13 protein-coding genes are annotated in these 14464 nt (G+C 71.2%); 11 read left to right on the forward strand and 2 right to left on the reverse strand.

All coding sequences use genetic code 11. The features are described from left to right. The first annotated feature begins 69 nt into the window (after positions 1–69). The 3 genes from AOK01_RS37370 (at position 70) to AOK01_RS37380 (ending at position 2457) form a co-directional block, all read left to right on the forward strand. Positions 70–1293 (forward strand): glycerophosphodiester phosphodiesterase, encoded by a 1224-nt coding sequence (locus AOK01_RS37370; protein WP_055519650.1) that lies wholly within the window; start codon positions 70–72, stop codon positions 1291–1293. A 104-nt stretch (positions 1294–1397) separates the two neighbouring features. Beyond that, positions 1398–1907, forward strand: coding sequence for a sigma-70 family RNA polymerase sigma factor (locus AOK01_RS37375; RefSeq protein ID WP_055519651.1), 510 nt, complete (start codon positions 1398–1400; stop codon positions 1905–1907). 46 nt (positions 1908–1953) lie between these two features. After that, the gene (locus AOK01_RS37380; protein ID WP_055519653.1) at positions 1954–2457 is read left to right on the forward strand and encodes a GNAT family N-acetyltransferase; all 504 of its coding nucleotides are present in this window, start codon (positions 1954–1956) and stop codon (positions 2455–2457) included. Positions 2458–2546: 89 nt separating this feature from the next. On the opposite strand, the gene AOK01_RS37385 is transcribed toward AOK01_RS37380, so the two are convergent. Both AOK01_RS37385 and AOK01_RS37390 read right to left on the reverse strand, forming a co-directional pair. Further along, positions 2547–2915 (reverse strand): hypothetical protein, encoded by a 369-nt coding sequence (locus AOK01_RS37385; RefSeq protein ID WP_055519673.1) that lies wholly within the window; start codon positions 2913–2915, stop codon positions 2547–2549. Between the two features lie 100 nt (positions 2916–3015). After that, complete coding sequence (locus AOK01_RS37390) at positions 3016–3375, reverse strand: hypothetical protein (protein ID WP_055519655.1); 360 nt, start codon at positions 3373–3375, stop codon at positions 3016–3018. Positions 3376–3444: 69 nt separating this feature from the next. Between AOK01_RS37390 and AOK01_RS37395 the strand changes: the two genes are divergently transcribed. The 8 genes from AOK01_RS37395 (at position 3445) to cobT (ending at position 14428) form a co-directional block, all read left to right on the forward strand. Continuing rightward, positions 3445–4092, forward strand: a complete 648-nt coding sequence (locus AOK01_RS37395) for an HAD family hydrolase (RefSeq protein ID WP_055519658.1) — start codon at positions 3445–3447, stop codon at positions 4090–4092. A 380-nt stretch (positions 4093–4472) separates the two neighbouring features. Next, complete coding sequence (locus AOK01_RS37400; RefSeq protein ID WP_079104068.1) at positions 4473–5567, forward strand: methionine ABC transporter ATP-binding protein; 1095 nt, start codon at positions 4473–4475, stop codon at positions 5565–5567. Next, on the forward strand, positions 5564–6361 hold the full coding sequence (locus AOK01_RS37405; RefSeq protein WP_055519660.1) for a methionine ABC transporter permease: 798 nt from the start codon (positions 5564–5566) through the stop codon (positions 6359–6361). The genes AOK01_RS37400 and AOK01_RS37405 overlap by 4 nt, the downstream gene beginning before the upstream one ends. 88 nt (positions 6362–6449) lie before the next feature. Further along, a complete protein-coding gene (locus AOK01_RS37410) occupies positions 6450–7277 on the forward strand; it encodes a MetQ/NlpA family ABC transporter substrate-binding protein (RefSeq protein ID WP_055519662.1) in 828 nt (275 codons plus the stop codon). Positions 7278–7308: 31 nt separating this feature from the next. Continuing rightward, positions 7309–8142 carry a MetQ/NlpA family ABC transporter substrate-binding protein gene (locus AOK01_RS37415; RefSeq protein ID WP_055519664.1) on the forward strand — a complete coding sequence of 278 codons (834 nt, stop codon included), beginning with the start codon at positions 7309–7311 and terminating at the stop codon, positions 8140–8142. 131 nt (positions 8143–8273) lie between these two features. Continuing rightward, positions 8274–8912 carry a GNAT family N-acetyltransferase gene (locus tag AOK01_RS37420; RefSeq protein ID WP_055519667.1) on the forward strand — a complete coding sequence of 213 codons (639 nt, stop codon included), beginning with the start codon at positions 8274–8276 and terminating at the stop codon, positions 8910–8912. A gap of 197 nt (positions 8913–9109) precedes the next feature. Then, entirely contained in the window at positions 9110–10327 is a 1218-nt protein-coding gene (gene cbiE, locus AOK01_RS37425; RefSeq protein WP_055519669.1) for a precorrin-6y C5,15-methyltransferase (decarboxylating) subunit CbiE, read from the forward strand. Positions 10328–10714: 387 nt separating this feature from the next. Beyond that, a complete protein-coding gene (gene cobT / locus AOK01_RS37430) occupies positions 10715–14428 on the forward strand; it encodes a nicotinate-nucleotide--dimethylbenzimidazole phosphoribosyltransferase (RefSeq protein WP_055519671.1) in 3714 nt (1237 codons plus the stop codon). Positions 14429–14464: the final 36 nt, after the last annotated feature.

Raw genomic sequence — 14464 nt, forward strand, 5'->3', positions numbered from 1 at the left:
CCCGTCACCCCACCCCACCTACGATCAGTCCGCTTTGACAGGTCCAGGGCAGTATGCGGAGGAGCGCTCATGAGCACGCACGGCACACAGGGCACGCACGGCACGCAAGCCACGCAAGGGTCGAACGACGGTCTGAACGGGACCGGCCCAGGACGGCGCGCCCTGCTCGGCGCCGCCGTCCTCGGCGCCGGCGCAACGGTCCTCGGCCTGCCGGCCACCGCGAGAGCCGACGAGAAGAAGCACGGAAGCGGCGACTACAGCGGCGACTACAAGAGCCTGCCGAAGCCGACGATCATCGGGCACCGCGGAGCCAGCGGTTACCGCCCGGAGCACACGCTCGGCTCCTACCAGCTGGCCCTCGACCTGGGCGCGCACATCATCGAGGCGGGCGACCTGGTGCCGACCAAGGACGGCCACCTCGTGTGCCGTCACGAGCCCGAGATCGGCGGTACGACGGACGTCGCCGCGCACCCCGAGTTCGCGGACCGCAGGACCACCAAGCTCCTCGACGGCGTCTCCACGACCGGCTGGTTCACCGAGGACTTCACGCTCGCCGAGCTGAAGACCCTCCGCGCCAAGGAGCGCGTCCCGGCCAACCGCCCGCACAACACGCTCTACGACGGCCGCTGGGAGATCCCCACCTTCGAAGAGGTGCTGCGCTGGCGCGCGGAGCAGAGCCGCAAGCGCGGCAAGCAGGTCTGGATCTACCCCGAACTCAAGCACCCCACGTACTTCCGCAAGCTGGGCCTCGGCCTGGAGGAGCGGGTCGCCAAGGTGCTGCGCAAGCACGGCCTGGACAAGAAGAACTCGCCGGTCATCCTGCAGTCCTTCGAGCCGACCAGCATCGAGCGCCTGAACAAGCTGGTGGGCAATCCACTCGCGGTGCTCCTGTCCGCCGCGAACAGCCGCCCCTGGGACTTCGTGGAGACGGGCGACCCGCGTACGACCGCCGACCTGGTCAAGCCCGCGGGCCTGCGGTGGATCGCCTCCTACGCGCAGGGCATCGGACCGACCCTCGACCTGATCATCCCGAAGGACACGGCCGGCAACCTCACCACGCCGACCACCCTGGTCCGGGACGCGCACGCCGAGGGCCTGATCCTGCACCCGTACACGATGCGCAACGAGAACCCCTTCCTGCCCACGAACTTCCGAAAGGGCACCGACGCGGACGCCTACGGTGACGCCTTCGGCGCCTTCGCGACGTACTTCGCGACCGGTATCGACGGGGTCTTCACCGATAACCCGGACACCGGCCTCCTGGCCCGCGAGGACTTCCTCAGGAAGAGCTGAACCGTCCGCGGCACCGCGAGTCAACAGCCGGGCCCGCGGACCCGGTCGAGTGACGGACGGCCGCCCCGGCAACCTCGCGCCGGGGCGGCCGCGTCGTGTCGCACATGACCGACGACATGGTTACCGCCCTGCGCCCCCTGCTCGTCGCCGAGGCCACGGCTGAGGCAGATGCCTCCGGCGCCGAGCCCGCGGATCTGGAGCAGGCCGTCTGGCTGCGTCTCCTGGAGCGGCTCGACACGGACGGCCCGCCCGCCGACCCGGCCGCCTGGGTGCGCGGCGCCGTCCGGTCGGAGGCGCGCCGCGCCGGGCACACCGCGAGCATCGAACGGCCGTACGCGTCGGAGGAGCCCGCCGACGACAGCCGGCCGGGGCCCGAGCAACTCGCGCTCCGCGCCGCCCGGCGCCGCGCCCTGCACTCCGCCGTACGACGACTGCCGGGCCGCTGCCCACGCCTCATGGCGGCTCTGCTGTCCCCGAAGGACCTCACCTACCGGGAGATCGCGGGGGAGTTGGGTATCTCACAGGGGAGTCTCGGTCCGGAACGTTCCAGATGTCTGGGATGTCTGCGCCGAATGCTCACGGTGGAGGTTGCGGCGTCTGAACCGCGGGGATAGGAGTGAGGGACAACCGGCGGAACAGGTGAGCGGGAGGCATGCACACATGGGCATGAGCGTGACCATCTCGGCGGCGACCGAAAAGGACGCCGAACAGATCCTCAAACTGCAGTTCCTCTGCTACCAGAGCGAGGCCGAGCTGTACGGCGACTACAGCATCGAGCCCCTCACCCAGCCCCTCGACTCCCTCAAGGCGGAGCTGGCGGAGGGCACGGTCCTGGCGGCCAGGCTCGGCGACGAGGTGGTGGCCTCGGTCCGCGCGCGCGTGGACAGTGACGGCACGGCCCGTATCGACAAGCTGATCGTGCACCCGCGGATGCAGCGGCACGGGTTGGGCGGACGGCTCCTCGACGCGATCGAGTCCCGGCTCGCGTCGGATGCCGGGGCCAAGAGCTTCCAGCTCTTCACCGGTCATCGCAACGAGCACAACCTGCGCTTGTACCGGAAGCACGGGTACGAGCCGGTGGCGACGGAGCGGGTGGATGAGCGGCTCAGTCTGGTGACGTTGGCGAAGGACGCGTCCGCGGGGGCGTATGTGGCCAGCGCGTAGGTTGTTGTTCGTCTGAGGGTCCGTCGTGGCGGGGCGCGCCCACGCGGCGGAGCCGCATATCGACACAGCCCCGCGCCCCTTACAGGGCCCTACGGAACGGCCGTTCGGCCCCTGCGTAGCCAGAACAGCGCCGTGATCGGGAGCAGGACCGGGATGAACAAGTAGCCCATGCCGTAGTCCGACCAGACCGTGGCGTCGGGGAAGGCGGAGGGGTCGGCCAGGGTCCAGGTGCCGACGATCAGGACGCCCGCGAGTTCGGCGGCGCAGCACACCAGCGCCGCCCTGCGGGCCCTCTCGCCGCCTCGTACGAGCGAGTAGGTGATGAAGCCGTACACGAGCCCGGCCACCGCCGACAGCGAGTAGGCGAGCGGCGCCTTGTCGAACTCCGTCGCGATCTGCACGGCCGACCGCGACACGGCGCCGACGACCATTACGCCGTACAGCCACACCAGCAGCATGCCGGGACCGCTGATGAGCCGCGTCCGCGCGGGCTTCCCGGGCGCTTCGGACTCCCCGGAACCCTCGATCTTCCCGGGCTCCTCGGCGGGTACCGCCATCTCAGCCTCCCCAGATGTCGTAGAGCCGTACCTGGAGCACGGCCAGCACCACGCCGCCCGCCGCGACCGTGATCGAACCCCAGCGGGTGCGCTCCGCCAGCGACATGAAACCTGCCGCAGGGACGCACGCGAAGGCGCCGACGAGATAGGACACGAAGATCGTCGTGCCCTGCTCCGGCTTCTCGCCGCGGGCCAGCTGGACGACGCCGACCACGAGCTGGGCGAGCGCGAGCACGGTCACCACGGCCATACCGATGAAGTGCCAGTCCTTGGTCGGCTGGTCCCGGTACGCGGCCCAGCCGCACCAGGCGGCGAGTGCGAGCGCGGCGACGGCCGTCGCGACCGTCAGGGCATCAAGCATGCCGCGACCCTATTACGGGCCAAAAGACCTGATGCGCTCGCCCCCGGGGTGCCCCGTAGGGTCGAGGACATGAAGATCCGAGCCGATGCCCTGTTGTTCGACAACGACGGAACACTCGTCTCGTCCCTTGAGTCGGTGTACCGATGCTGGAACAGGTGGGCCGCGGAGTACGGGATCACCCCCGAGGAGTTCGCCCGGGTCGAGCTGCACGGCCGCCCGGCCGCCGAGATAGCCGCCGACCTGCTGCCGGCCGCCAGGGTTGCCGAGGCCGTCGTGCGCATCGAGCACCTGGAGGTGGAGGACGTCGTGGGCGGCGTGCGCCTGCTGCCGGGGACGAAGGCGCTCCTCGACTCACTGCCCGCCGACCGCTGGGCCGTCGTCACCTCCGCCACGCGGCGGCTGGCCGAGGCCCGGCTCGCCGAGGTCGGCATCCGTCCGAAGAACCTGATCGCCGCCGACGACATCACACGCGGCAAGCCCGACCCCGAGCCGTTCCTGCTCGCCGCCCGGCAACTCGGCGTGCACCCGGCCCGCTGCGTCGTCTTCGAGGACGCCCCCGCCGGTCTCCAGGCCGGCCGCGCCGCCGGAATGACCACCGTGGCATTGACCACAACCCACCGGGTCGCCGAGCTGACCGCGGACGTCGTGGTCGAGGACCTCTCGGCCGTGTCCGCCCTGGTCACGGACGGGGGAGTGGAGCTCTCCTTCGGCAACTGAGCGGCGTCCACCGCTGTCCGTCATGCGGACAGCGGTTCCCCGTCACACGCATACGTCTGCTTTAATTTTCTCATGACCACGACGAGCAGCCGCATCCTTGCGACCGAGGCGACCATGACGCCCGGTGCTCGCTGTATGTGTCGAATGTGCGCCTTCTAGAGGGCCCCCGCACCACCACAGCCTCGCGCCCCGAAGCGAGATCGCTCATGTCTGCCCGTACGTACGTCCCTTTCGTACGCGACTGAGCCTGCCCCGCGCACGCAGTTCTGCCGAAGCCCGGTTCTCGACGCCACCGCGTGGACGACCGTGCCGCGTTCGACCGAATGCACCCGTGCCCGGCGCACACCCACGCCCTGCACTCGACAGTGACGGAAACCCCAGTGATCACGACAACAGGCCTGACGAAGGTCTATCGGGCTCACCGCGCACGCGGCCATGAGATCACCGCCCTGGACGGCGTCGATCTGCACGTCCGCGAAGGCGAGGTGTACGGCGTCATCGGACAGTCGGGCGCCGGCAAGTCCTCCCTCATCCGCTGCGTCAACCTGCTGGAGCGCCCCACCGCCGGCACCGTGACCGTCGCCGGACAGGACCTGACGGCACTCGCCGGGCGCGGCCCGCGCGCCGGCCGGGAGCTGCGCAAGGCGCGCAGCAACATCGGCATGATCTTCCAGCACTTCAACCTGCTGTCCTCGCGGACCGTCCAGGACAACGTCGAGCTGCCGCTGGAGATCCTCGGGAAGTCGGGCAAGGAGCGGTCCCGCAAGGCGCTGGAACTCCTCGACCTCGTCGGCCTCACCGACAAGGCCAAGGCCTACCCGGCCCAGCTCTCCGGCGGCCAGAAGCAGCGCGTCGGCATCGCCCGCGCCCTGGCGGGGGACCCGAAGGTGCTCCTCTCGGACGAGGCGACCAGCGCCCTGGACCCCGAGACGACCCGCTCCATCCTCCACCTGCTGCGCGACCTGAACCGCCAGCTGGGCCTGACCGTCCTGCTCATCACGCACGAGATGGACGTCGTCAAGACCGTCTGCGACTCCGCCGCGCTCATGGAGAACGGGCGGATCGTCGAGTCCGGCACCGTCACCGAGCTGCTCGCCACCCCCGGTTCCGAGCTGGCCGCCGCGCTCTTCCCGGTGAGCGGCGACGCCTCCGCCGACGACCGCACGGTCGTCGACGTCACCTTCCAGGGCGACGCCGCGACCCAGCCGGTCATCTCGCAGCTCGCCCGCACGTACAACATCGACATCTCGATCCTCGGCGCCGCGATGGACACCGTCGCCGGCAAGCAGGTCGGCCGCATGCGCATCGAACTGCCCGGACGGTACGAGGAGAACGTCGTGCCGATCGGGTTCCTGCGCGAGCGCGGCCTGCAGCTCGACCTCGTCGAAGCAGCCGCCGACACAGCAGCCGCCGACACCGCAGCCGCCGACAAAGCCGCCCAGGCGTCCGTGCCGGCGAAGGAAGGTGCCAAGTGACCTGGTCCGAGATGCAGCCGCTGCTGGAGCAGGCGTGTTGGGACACCCTCTACATGGTCGGCTGGTCGACGCTCATCGCCGTCGTCGGCGGTCTGCCGCTGGGCGTCCTGCTGGTCCTCACGGACCGGGGCGGCCTGCTGCAGAACACCGTGCTGAACAAGGTCATCGGGCAGGTCGTGAACATCGCCCGCTCGATGCCGTTCATCATCCTGATGGTCGCGCTGATGGGCTTCACCCGGTCGATCACCGGCACCACCATCGGCCGCGAGGCCGCCATCGTGCCGCTCGCGATCGGAGCCATCCCGTTCTTCGCGCGCCTGGTCGAGACGGCCGTCCGGGAAGTGGACGGCGGGCTCGTCGAGGCCGTGCAGTCGATGGGCGGCAACACCTGGACCGTGGTCCGCAAGGTGCTCGTACCCGAGTCGCTTCCGTCGCTGATCGCCAGCACCACGACGACGATCGTCGCCCTCATCGGCTACTCCGCGATGGCCGGCACGGTCGGAGCGGGCGGCCTCGGCGACATCGCCATCCGCTACGGCTACCAGCGCTTCGAGACCGAACTGATGTGGATCACGGTCGGCATCCTCGCCGTGGTCATCTCCCTCATCCAGTTCGTCGGCGACTACGCCGCGCGCGGGCTGCACCGGCGCGGTGGCCGGTCGGGGGCCGCTCCGCGACTCAGGCTGCTGAAGAGCAGGGCCCCGGCGAACGCCGGTTCCCAGGCGTCGGCGGGGCCGGGCTCCATGGACGGCTCCGCCGAGGCACCGGCGACGGACATTGGCAAGGTCGCCTGAGTTCCGCCGCACACCACTTCCACCCCACCGCAGACGCCCCCGCACACCCTCCGCGGGGTCACCCAGCCCAAATGGAAAGGCACTTTTCGTGCGTAACGCCGCAAAGATCACCACCGCTGTCCTCGCCGCCGGAGCCCTCACCCTGGGCCTCACGGCCTGCGGCTCGGACAAGGACGCCGCCTCCGACACCAGCGGCCCGCTGATCGTCGCCGCCAGCCCGGTTCCGCACGCCGAGATCCTCACCTATGTGAAGGACAACCTGGCGAAGGACGCGGGACTCGATCTCCAGGTCCAGGAGTTCACGGACTACGTCCTGCCGAACACCGCGACCGAGGACGGCTCGGTCGGCGCCAACTACTTCCAGAACCAGCCGTACCTCGACGACTTCAACAAGAAGAACGGCACCCACATCGTGCCCGTCGTCACGGTGCACCTGGAGCCGCTCGGCCTCTACTCCAGCAAGATCAAGAAGGTCGGCGAGCTGAAGAGCGGCGCGACGGTCGCCATCCCGAACGACACGGCCAACGAGACGCGGGCGCTCAAGCTCCTCGACGCCAACGGGATCATCACGCTCAAGGACGGCGCGGGCAACGACGCGACCCCCAAGGACATCGCCAAGAACCCGAAGGACCTCAAGTTCAAGGAGCTGGAGGCGGCCCAGACCCCGCGCTCCCTCGACGACGTCGACGCCGCCGTGATCAACGGCAACTACGCCATCGAGTCCGACCTCAAGCCTGCCGACGACGCCCTCGTCCTGGAGTCCGCCGACCACAGCCAGTACGGCAACTTCCTCGCCGTCAAGAAGGGCAACGAGGACGATCCGCGCGTCAAGAAGCTCGCCAAGCTCCTGACCTCCTCCGAGGTCAAGAAGTTCATCGAGGACAAGTACGCCGGCTCCGTCCTCGCGTCGTTCTGACCGCTCCGAACCACCCTGAGGAAGGCCGACGATGCGCAAGCCCGTCATCCCCGCGGCGGCCGCCGCACTCTCCCTCGGCCTGGCCCTGACCGCCTGTGGCGCGCAGGACGAGGGCTCCGGCGGCGGAGGTGTGGACGGCACCCTCGTCGTCGGCGCCACCGCCGTCCCGGCCGGCGAGGTCCTCGCGTACATCAAGAAGGACCTCGCCGCGAAGAACGGACTCGACCTGGAGATCCAGGAGTTCACGGACTACGTCCTGCCGAACACCGCGCTCCAGGAGGGCTCCCTCGACGCGAACCTGTACCAGAACGAGCCCTACCTGGACGACTTCAACAAGTCCAAGGGCACCGACCTGGTCCCGGTCGTGGACGCGTACCTCCCGCCCATGGGCGTGTACTCGAAGAAGGTCCAGGGCGTCACCGAACTCCCCGACGGAGCCACCGTCGCGGTACCCAACGACACCACGAACGAGGGCCGTGCCCTGCGGCTCCTCGCCTCCGAGGGCGTCATCACGCTCAAGGAGGGCGCCGGCGCGACCGCGTCCCCCGCGGACATCGCGAAGAACCCGAAGAACCTGGAGTTCAAGGAGCTCGAACCGGCCCAACTGCCGCGCTCCCTGGACGACGTGGCCGCCGCGGTCATCAACAACAACTACGCCCAGGACGCGGGCCTCAGCCCGGCCGACGACGCCATCCTGCTGGAGTCCGCGAAGAACAACCCGTACGCGAACCTCCTCGCCGTGAAGAAGGGCAACGAGGACGACCCCCGGATCGAGAAGCTCGCCAAGCTCCTGACCTCCGCCGAGGTGCGGAAGTTCATCGAGGACAAGTACCAGGGGTCGGTGCTGCCCGTCACCTCCGGCTGACGCCGTTTCCGCCGCATCACGGTGTCGACGAGTCGACAAGGACCCGGTCCTGTGGTGCGGTTCGGCGCTTGCATGCTGCATGCTGGGCAGTTCAGCAGGCCCGACGGTCCCTGATGGTTACGGAGCGGCGCATGACGAACACCTTCCCCGACATCTCCCTGAACACGGAGCGGTTGGTGCTGCGCCCTCTTGAGGACGAGGACATTCCTGCCTTCACGGAAATGATGAACGACGAGCAGGTGGCGGCCTGGACATCCGTGCCGCAGCCGTTCACCGAGGCCGCCGCACGTACCTGGGTCGACGAGTACGCGCCCTCGACGCGCACCTCGGGCCGCGGACTCGACCTCGTCGTCATCGAGTTCCTCACCCAGCGACTGGTCGGCATCATCCGGCTGAGCCGTACGGATTGGCATGTCCGCTCCACGGAGCTCTCGTACATCACCGCCCCCTGGGCCCGCGGCGAGGGCTACGCGTCCGAGGCGTCGCTCGCCACCGCCCAATGGCTCTTCAACGACCAGAAGTTCGAGCGCCTGGAGCTGCGCACCGCCGCGGACAACACCGCCTCCCAGCAGGTCGCGCAGAAGATCGGCTGCATCAGCGAGGGCGTCCTGAGAGGTGCCTGCATAGCGCGCACCCGCACGGAGGACGGGCGTTGGGAAGACCTGCGCACCGACTTCATCGTGTGGGGCCTGCTTCCCGAGGACATCGAGGGCATCGCGGAACAGCTCGCCGACACCGGCGGTTTCACCTCGTACTCCGACTGGAACTGAACCGGTCCGACCGGAATTCGACCGAGGGGACCTCCCGCCCCCCGACTCACACTCCGATCGCCCCTCACCCGAATCCCCACCTGAGCCCCTACCCGAACCCTCGGGCGTCACGAGATACGCTCACGACGCTCCGTACGCCTGCCTGGCGGCCCCACGCCCACCCGAAGACCTGCGAAGACTCCAGGAGACTGACGACGATGGCCGACCGGGTCACGGTGATCGGTTGTGACGGCTCGCCGCTGACCGACGCGGCGCGCTCCGCTCTCGGCGCCGCCACACTGGTGGCCGGCGCGGGACATCACCTGGTTCTCCCCGAGGTACCCGCGGCCGCCGAGCGCGTCCGGCTCGGCAGCGTCGCCCTCGCGGCCCGCCGCATCGCGGCCCACCGCGGCACCGCCGTCGTCCTGGCCGGCGGCGACCCCGGCTTCTTCGGAGTCGTACGCACCCTGCGCGACCCCGAGTTCGGCCTGGAGGTCGAAGTCGTCCCCGCGGTCTCGTCCGTGGCCGCCGCCTTCGCCCGCGCCGGCATGCCCTGGGACGACGCACAGGTGGTCGTCGCACACCGGCGCACCCTGCGCCGCGCGGTGAATGTGTGCCGCGCCCACACCAAGGTCGCCGTCCTCACCTCCCCGGGCGCCGGACCCGCCGAACTGGGTCTGCTCCTCGACGGAGTCCACCGCACCTTCGTGATCTGCGAGGAACTCGGCACCGAGCACGAGCGGGTCACCGTCCTCACCTCCGACAAGGTCGCCGACCACACCTGGCGCGACCCGAACGTCGTCATCGTCCTGGGCGGCCCGGTCGCGTCCTCCGAGGGCGGCGGCTGGATCGCCGGACGCGACCCGGGCACCGGGCCGCGCGGCTGGGCACTGCCCGGCGACGTGTACGGCGGCGAACTCGGCGAGGGCGAGACCGACGTGCTGCGCGCCGCCCAACTCGCCCGCCTGGGGCCGCGTATCGGCGACCTCGTCTGGGACATCGGCTCCGGCAGCGGCGCCTTCGCCACGGAGGCCGCGCGCTGCGGCGCCGCCGTGCTCGCCGTCGACCGCGACCCGGACGCCTGCGCCCGCACCATGGCCACCGCCCGCCGTTTCGGCGTCCAGCTCCAGATCACCCACGGCACCGCGCCGTACATCCTCGAAAACCTCCCCGAACCGGACGTCGTACGGGTCGGCGGCGGCGGCGCCGCGGTGGTCTCCGCCGTCGCCGACCGGCGCCCCGAGCGCATCGTCACGCACGCCGCGACACGCGACGCCGCCGAACTCATCGGCAGGGACCTGACGGAGCACGGCTACCGGGTCGAGTGCGCTCTCCTGCAGTCCGTCGAACTGGACACCCGCGCCTGGACGGAGAAGGAGCGGAGCGTCGCGTTCCTGCTCTCGGGAGAGCTGGGGCGGCGCGAAGGGCCTCGCTGAGGCGGGCCGGTCACCGGCGGGCGGGGTCACTGCCCGACCGCGCCCTGTGATCGTGTTGTCGTACCGCGCGCGGTAGGCTGGCCGATCGTTGTACCGCATGCGGCTTGTCCGGTATTTCGCCGGTCAATGCCCGCAAAACACACCCATTTTGGCGTGTGTGTGGTACGGCAGAACCGGAGGACGCGCAAAGTGGCGCAGTCCACAGCGGGCCGTGACGGATCACCCTGTCGCGGTGGCGGGCCGACCGCGACAATGCCAGTAAATGACTTTGTCGACCGGTCGTTCGTGCCGCCCGGCCCGTGTGCTCGTTACTGATGACGGGCGGTCGGTGCGCCGCCCCGGTCGAGCAGGTCGTAGGAGCACTAAACCGATGGGCGAGGGGTACGCATGACCGACACCGGCCAGGTCCCGGGCGAGGGACTGCCGGAGAACGCAGGCATGGTGGAGCAGCCGGGCGTCCCCGCCCCCGGTGCGTACACCTACCTCTCCGAGCCCACCACCGAAGACGAAGACCTGCTGCTGTTGCCGGGCGCCCAGGGGGCGTGGGGCAACGAAGTGGCCCCGCCGGCCCCGGCGCCTGTAGTGGAGGCAGTCCACGAGCCCGGTCCGCACGAGACGGCGGGCCGCGACAGCGGTTCGGTCGACCTCAGCGCCGTCCGGATGTCCTCACCCGCGCCGCAGCCGCCCGTCGCCCGTCGCCCGCTGCACCTCGGCCCGCCGACCCCGGACGGCGCCGGCAGCCCGGTGCGTTCGCTCGCCGACCGCGGTCCGGCGGGAGCGTCGGCCACCCCGACCCCCGTACGGCAGGCCGGTCCGCCGACGTCGGGTCCCGAGTACCTCGATGTGCCGCGGGACGAGATCGCGTTGCAGGGCGCGGCGCCCTGGGGAGCCCAGGCGCAGGTCCAGGTCCAAGTCGCGCCTCCGGTGGCGCAGGTCGCTTCCGAGGGCGTGGCTGCAGAATCGGTCTTCCCGGAGGGCGCGGGAGTGCCTGCGGGCGGCCCGGTGGCCGCGGAGTCCGTGCCGGTCGCCCAGGCGCCCGACGCGGGGGACGGATCGCTCGCCGGGGGCCAGGGTGCCCCCGCTCCGCAGGAGTCGGCCGGGGGAGCGGTGGCGGAGCAGCCGGCCGGGCCTCCGCAACCGCAGGACACCCCGGGCGCCGGCCAGGTGCCCGACGCCCCGCCTGCCCCGCACGCCCAGGCCGTCATGGAGCCGGTCGAGTCCGGGCAGGCTCCGGAGGCGGTGCCGGTTCCCGAGGACGCGTACGTTCCTCCGCAGCCGGACGCGGTTCAGCCGCCCGATCAGCCGACCGACCAGCCGGTCAACCAGCCGACCGACATCGCCCAAGCCGCGGAAGTCGTCCAGGTTCCGGAAGCCGTCCTGGTGCAGGACTACGCGCAGGCCCCCCAGCTCGCCGACGGTTCGCTGTTCCCGCAGGCCCCGGAAGGCGGCCAGGGCCCCGAGTTCGCCCAGTCCGTCCCGGAGTTCGCGCACGCTCAGCAGCCCGCGCCCGAGGTGTACGAGGTCCCCGAGGCCCCGGAATCGCAGGTCCAGGACACGCCCGTCCCGTTCGCCGAGCCGGGACAGCCCGCAGGACCGTCCCACGAGCCGCCGCCGCAGGTGCAGCCGCAGCCGGTGGAAGCGGACCCCGTCTTCGCGGAGGCGGTCCAGGTCCAGGGCGTCCAGGACGCCACCGAGGCCCCGCTGTCCGCAGAGCCCAACGTGCCCAACGGGCTTGCGGAGGAGGCCGTCCAGAGCGCCGCGGACCCCCACGGGGCACAGGCGGTGCAGACCGGCACCGCCGCGCACGCCCAGGTATCCGAGGCACCGGAGGCACCCGAGCCGCATGTCGGCCACGCCCCCGGGAACGAGTCCCACGGCGAGGCGGCTCCGCTCCAGGACGTGCTCCCGCAGCCCGAGCAGCCCGTCGGCCGGTTCGTACCGGTCGAGGGCGTGGTTCCGACCACCCCGCACCTGGCTCCCACCCCGCCGCAGGGCACGACCGTGCCGCCCCTTCCGGAGGAGCGGGCCGAGCAGGCCCCCGAAGAGACGGTGACGGTGGACCCGGCCGCGGCGCCCGTCGTCGAGCAGCCCGCGCCCGAACCGGAGCCCGACACCGGCATTGACACCGGCGTCGGCATCGACACCGGCACCGCGCCCGAAGAGGAGCCCCTTTTCGTGCTGCCCGCCCCCCGGGGGCCCGAGCCGGTTCCCGAGGCCGGGGCAATCCCGGTACCGGGGACGTCCGTCGAGGACGGCAGTCCGGAGCCGGAGCCCGTGGCCGCGCAGCAGGCGGCAGAACTGGACACCCGGGCAGCCGCCGACGAGGAAGAGAGCGCGGCAGCCGTGGCGCGGACGCGGGAGTCCACCGGCCCCGCCGCGCCCGGCTACGACGACGCCGAGCGCGAGGCCGTCCTGCGCGTGATGCGCGAACGCCGCGACATCCGCAACGGCTTCCGCAGCGACCCCATCCCGCACGACGTGCTGCTCCGCGTCCTGGAGGCGGCCCACACGGCGCCGTCCGTCGGCCACTCCCAGCCCTGGGACTTCGTCGTCATCCGCTCGGCCGAGACCCGGCGCTCGATGCACGAACTGGCCGCGCGCCAGCGTGAGGCGTACGCCAAGTCGCTCCCCAAGGGCCGCGCGAAGCAGTTCAAGGAACTGAAGATCGAGGCCATCCTCGACACCCCGGTGAACATCGTCGTCACCGCCGACCCGACCCGGGGCGGCCGGCACACCCTCGGCCGCCACACCCAGCCGCAGATGGCCCCGTATTCCTCCGCGCTCGCCGTCGAGAACCTGTGGCTCGCGGCCCGCGCCGAGGGCCTGGGCGTGGGCTGGGTCAGCTTCTTCGACGAGCGGGAGATGGTCCGCGGCCTCGGCCTGCCCGAGCACCTGGAGGTCGTCGCCTACCTCTGCGTCGGATACGTCGACGAGTTCCCGGAGGAGCCCGAGCTGATGCAGGCGGGCTGGTCCAAGCGCCGCCCGCTGTCCTGGGTCGTCCACGAGGAGACGTACGGCCGTCGCGCCCTGCCCGGCGAGGAGCCGCACGACCTGCTCGCCGAGACGATCACCAACATCCGCCCGCTGGACGCCAAGGCGCTCGGCGAGGCGTGGGAGCGCCAGAAGCGCATGACCAAGCCGGCCGGGGCGCTCGGCATGCTGGAGATCATCTCCGCGCAGCTCTCCGGTCTCTCCCGGATGTGCCCGCCCCCGATCCCGGAACCGGCCGCCGTCGCGATCTTCGCGGGCGACCACGGCGTACACGCCCAGGGCGTCACCCCGTGGCCGCAGGAGGTCACGGGCCAGATGGTGGCCAACATCCTCGGCGGCGGCGCGGTCTGCAACGCCTTCGCGGCGCAGGTCGGCGCCGAGGTCTGCGTCATCGACGTGGGCGTGGCCTCCGACCTGCCCGCGACGCCGGGCCTGCTGCCGCGCAAGGTCCGGGCGGGCACGGCCGACATGACGACCGGTCCCGCGCTGACCCGCGAGGAGGTCAGGGCGGCCATCGAGGTGGGCATCGAGACCGCCCGCGACCTGGTGGCGGCCGGGAACAAGGCGCTGATCACGGGTGAGATGGGCATCGCGAACACCACCGCGTCGGCCGCCCTGATCTCCGTCTACACCGGCAGCGACCCGGCCGAGGTCACCGGCCGCGGCACCGGCATCAACGACGAGATGCTGGCCCGCAAGACCGAGGTGGTACGCCGCGCACTGGAGCTCCACCAGCCGGACCCGGCCGACCCGATCGGCGTCCTGGCGGCCATCGGCGGGCTTGAGCACGCCGCGATGGTGGGCCTCCTCCTCGGCGGCGCCTCACTGCGTACGCCGGTGATCCTGGACGGCGTCAGTGCCGGCGCCGCCGCACTGGTCGCCCGCGCGGTCGCCCCCGAGGTCCTCGCGGCCTGCATCGCCGGCCACCGCAGCGCCGAGCCCGGCCATGTGGCCGCCCTCAACAAGCTGGGCCTGCGCCCGCTGGTCGACCTCGACCTGCGCCTGGGCGAAGGCACGGGCGCTCTCCTGGCCCTCCCGGTGGTCCAGAGCGCGGCAAGGGCGATGCACGAGGTGGCGACGTTCGACTCGGCGGGGGTAACCGAGAAGTAGGCCGAGTCGGTGGGTCTGTGGGCAGGCGTTCCGCAG

The organism is Streptomyces aurantiacus (assembly GCF_001418335.1).
In the GTDB taxonomy this organism is placed as follows: Bacteria; Actinomycetota; Actinomycetes; order Streptomycetales; family Streptomycetaceae; genus Streptomyces; species Streptomyces aurantiacus.

Bases quoted from the DNA above. Each gene is read 5' to 3' on its own strand.
- AOK01_RS37420 (WP_055519667.1), top strand. From the start codon at position 8,274: ATGACGAACACCTTCCCCGACATCTCCCTGAACACGGAGCGGTTGGTG.
- AOK01_RS37390 (WP_055519655.1), bottom strand. From the start codon at position 3,375: ATGCTTGATGCCCTGACGGTCGCGACGGCCGTCGCCGCGCTCGCACTC.
- cobT (WP_055519671.1), top strand. From the start codon at position 10,715: ATGACCGACACCGGCCAGGTCCCGGGCGAGGGACTGCCGGAGAACGCA.
- AOK01_RS37380 (WP_055519653.1), top strand. From the start codon at position 1,954: ATGGGCATGAGCGTGACCATCTCGGCGGCGACCGAAAAGGACGCCGAA.
- AOK01_RS37395 (WP_055519658.1), top strand. From the start codon at position 3,445: ATGAAGATCCGAGCCGATGCCCTGTTGTTCGACAACGACGGAACACTC.
- AOK01_RS37415 (WP_055519664.1), top strand. From the start codon at position 7,309: ATGCGCAAGCCCGTCATCCCCGCGGCGGCCGCCGCACTCTCCCTCGGC.
- AOK01_RS37375 (WP_055519651.1), top strand. From the start codon at position 1,398: ATGACCGACGACATGGTTACCGCCCTGCGCCCCCTGCTCGTCGCCGAG.
- AOK01_RS37385 (WP_055519673.1), bottom strand. From the start codon at position 2,915: ATGCTGCTGGTGTGGCTGTACGGCGTAATGGTCGTCGGCGCCGTGTCG.
- cbiE (WP_055519669.1), top strand. From the start codon at position 9,110: ATGGCCGACCGGGTCACGGTGATCGGTTGTGACGGCTCGCCGCTGACC.
- AOK01_RS37370 (WP_055519650.1), top strand. From the start codon at position 70: ATGAGCACGCACGGCACACAGGGCACGCACGGCACGCAAGCCACGCAA.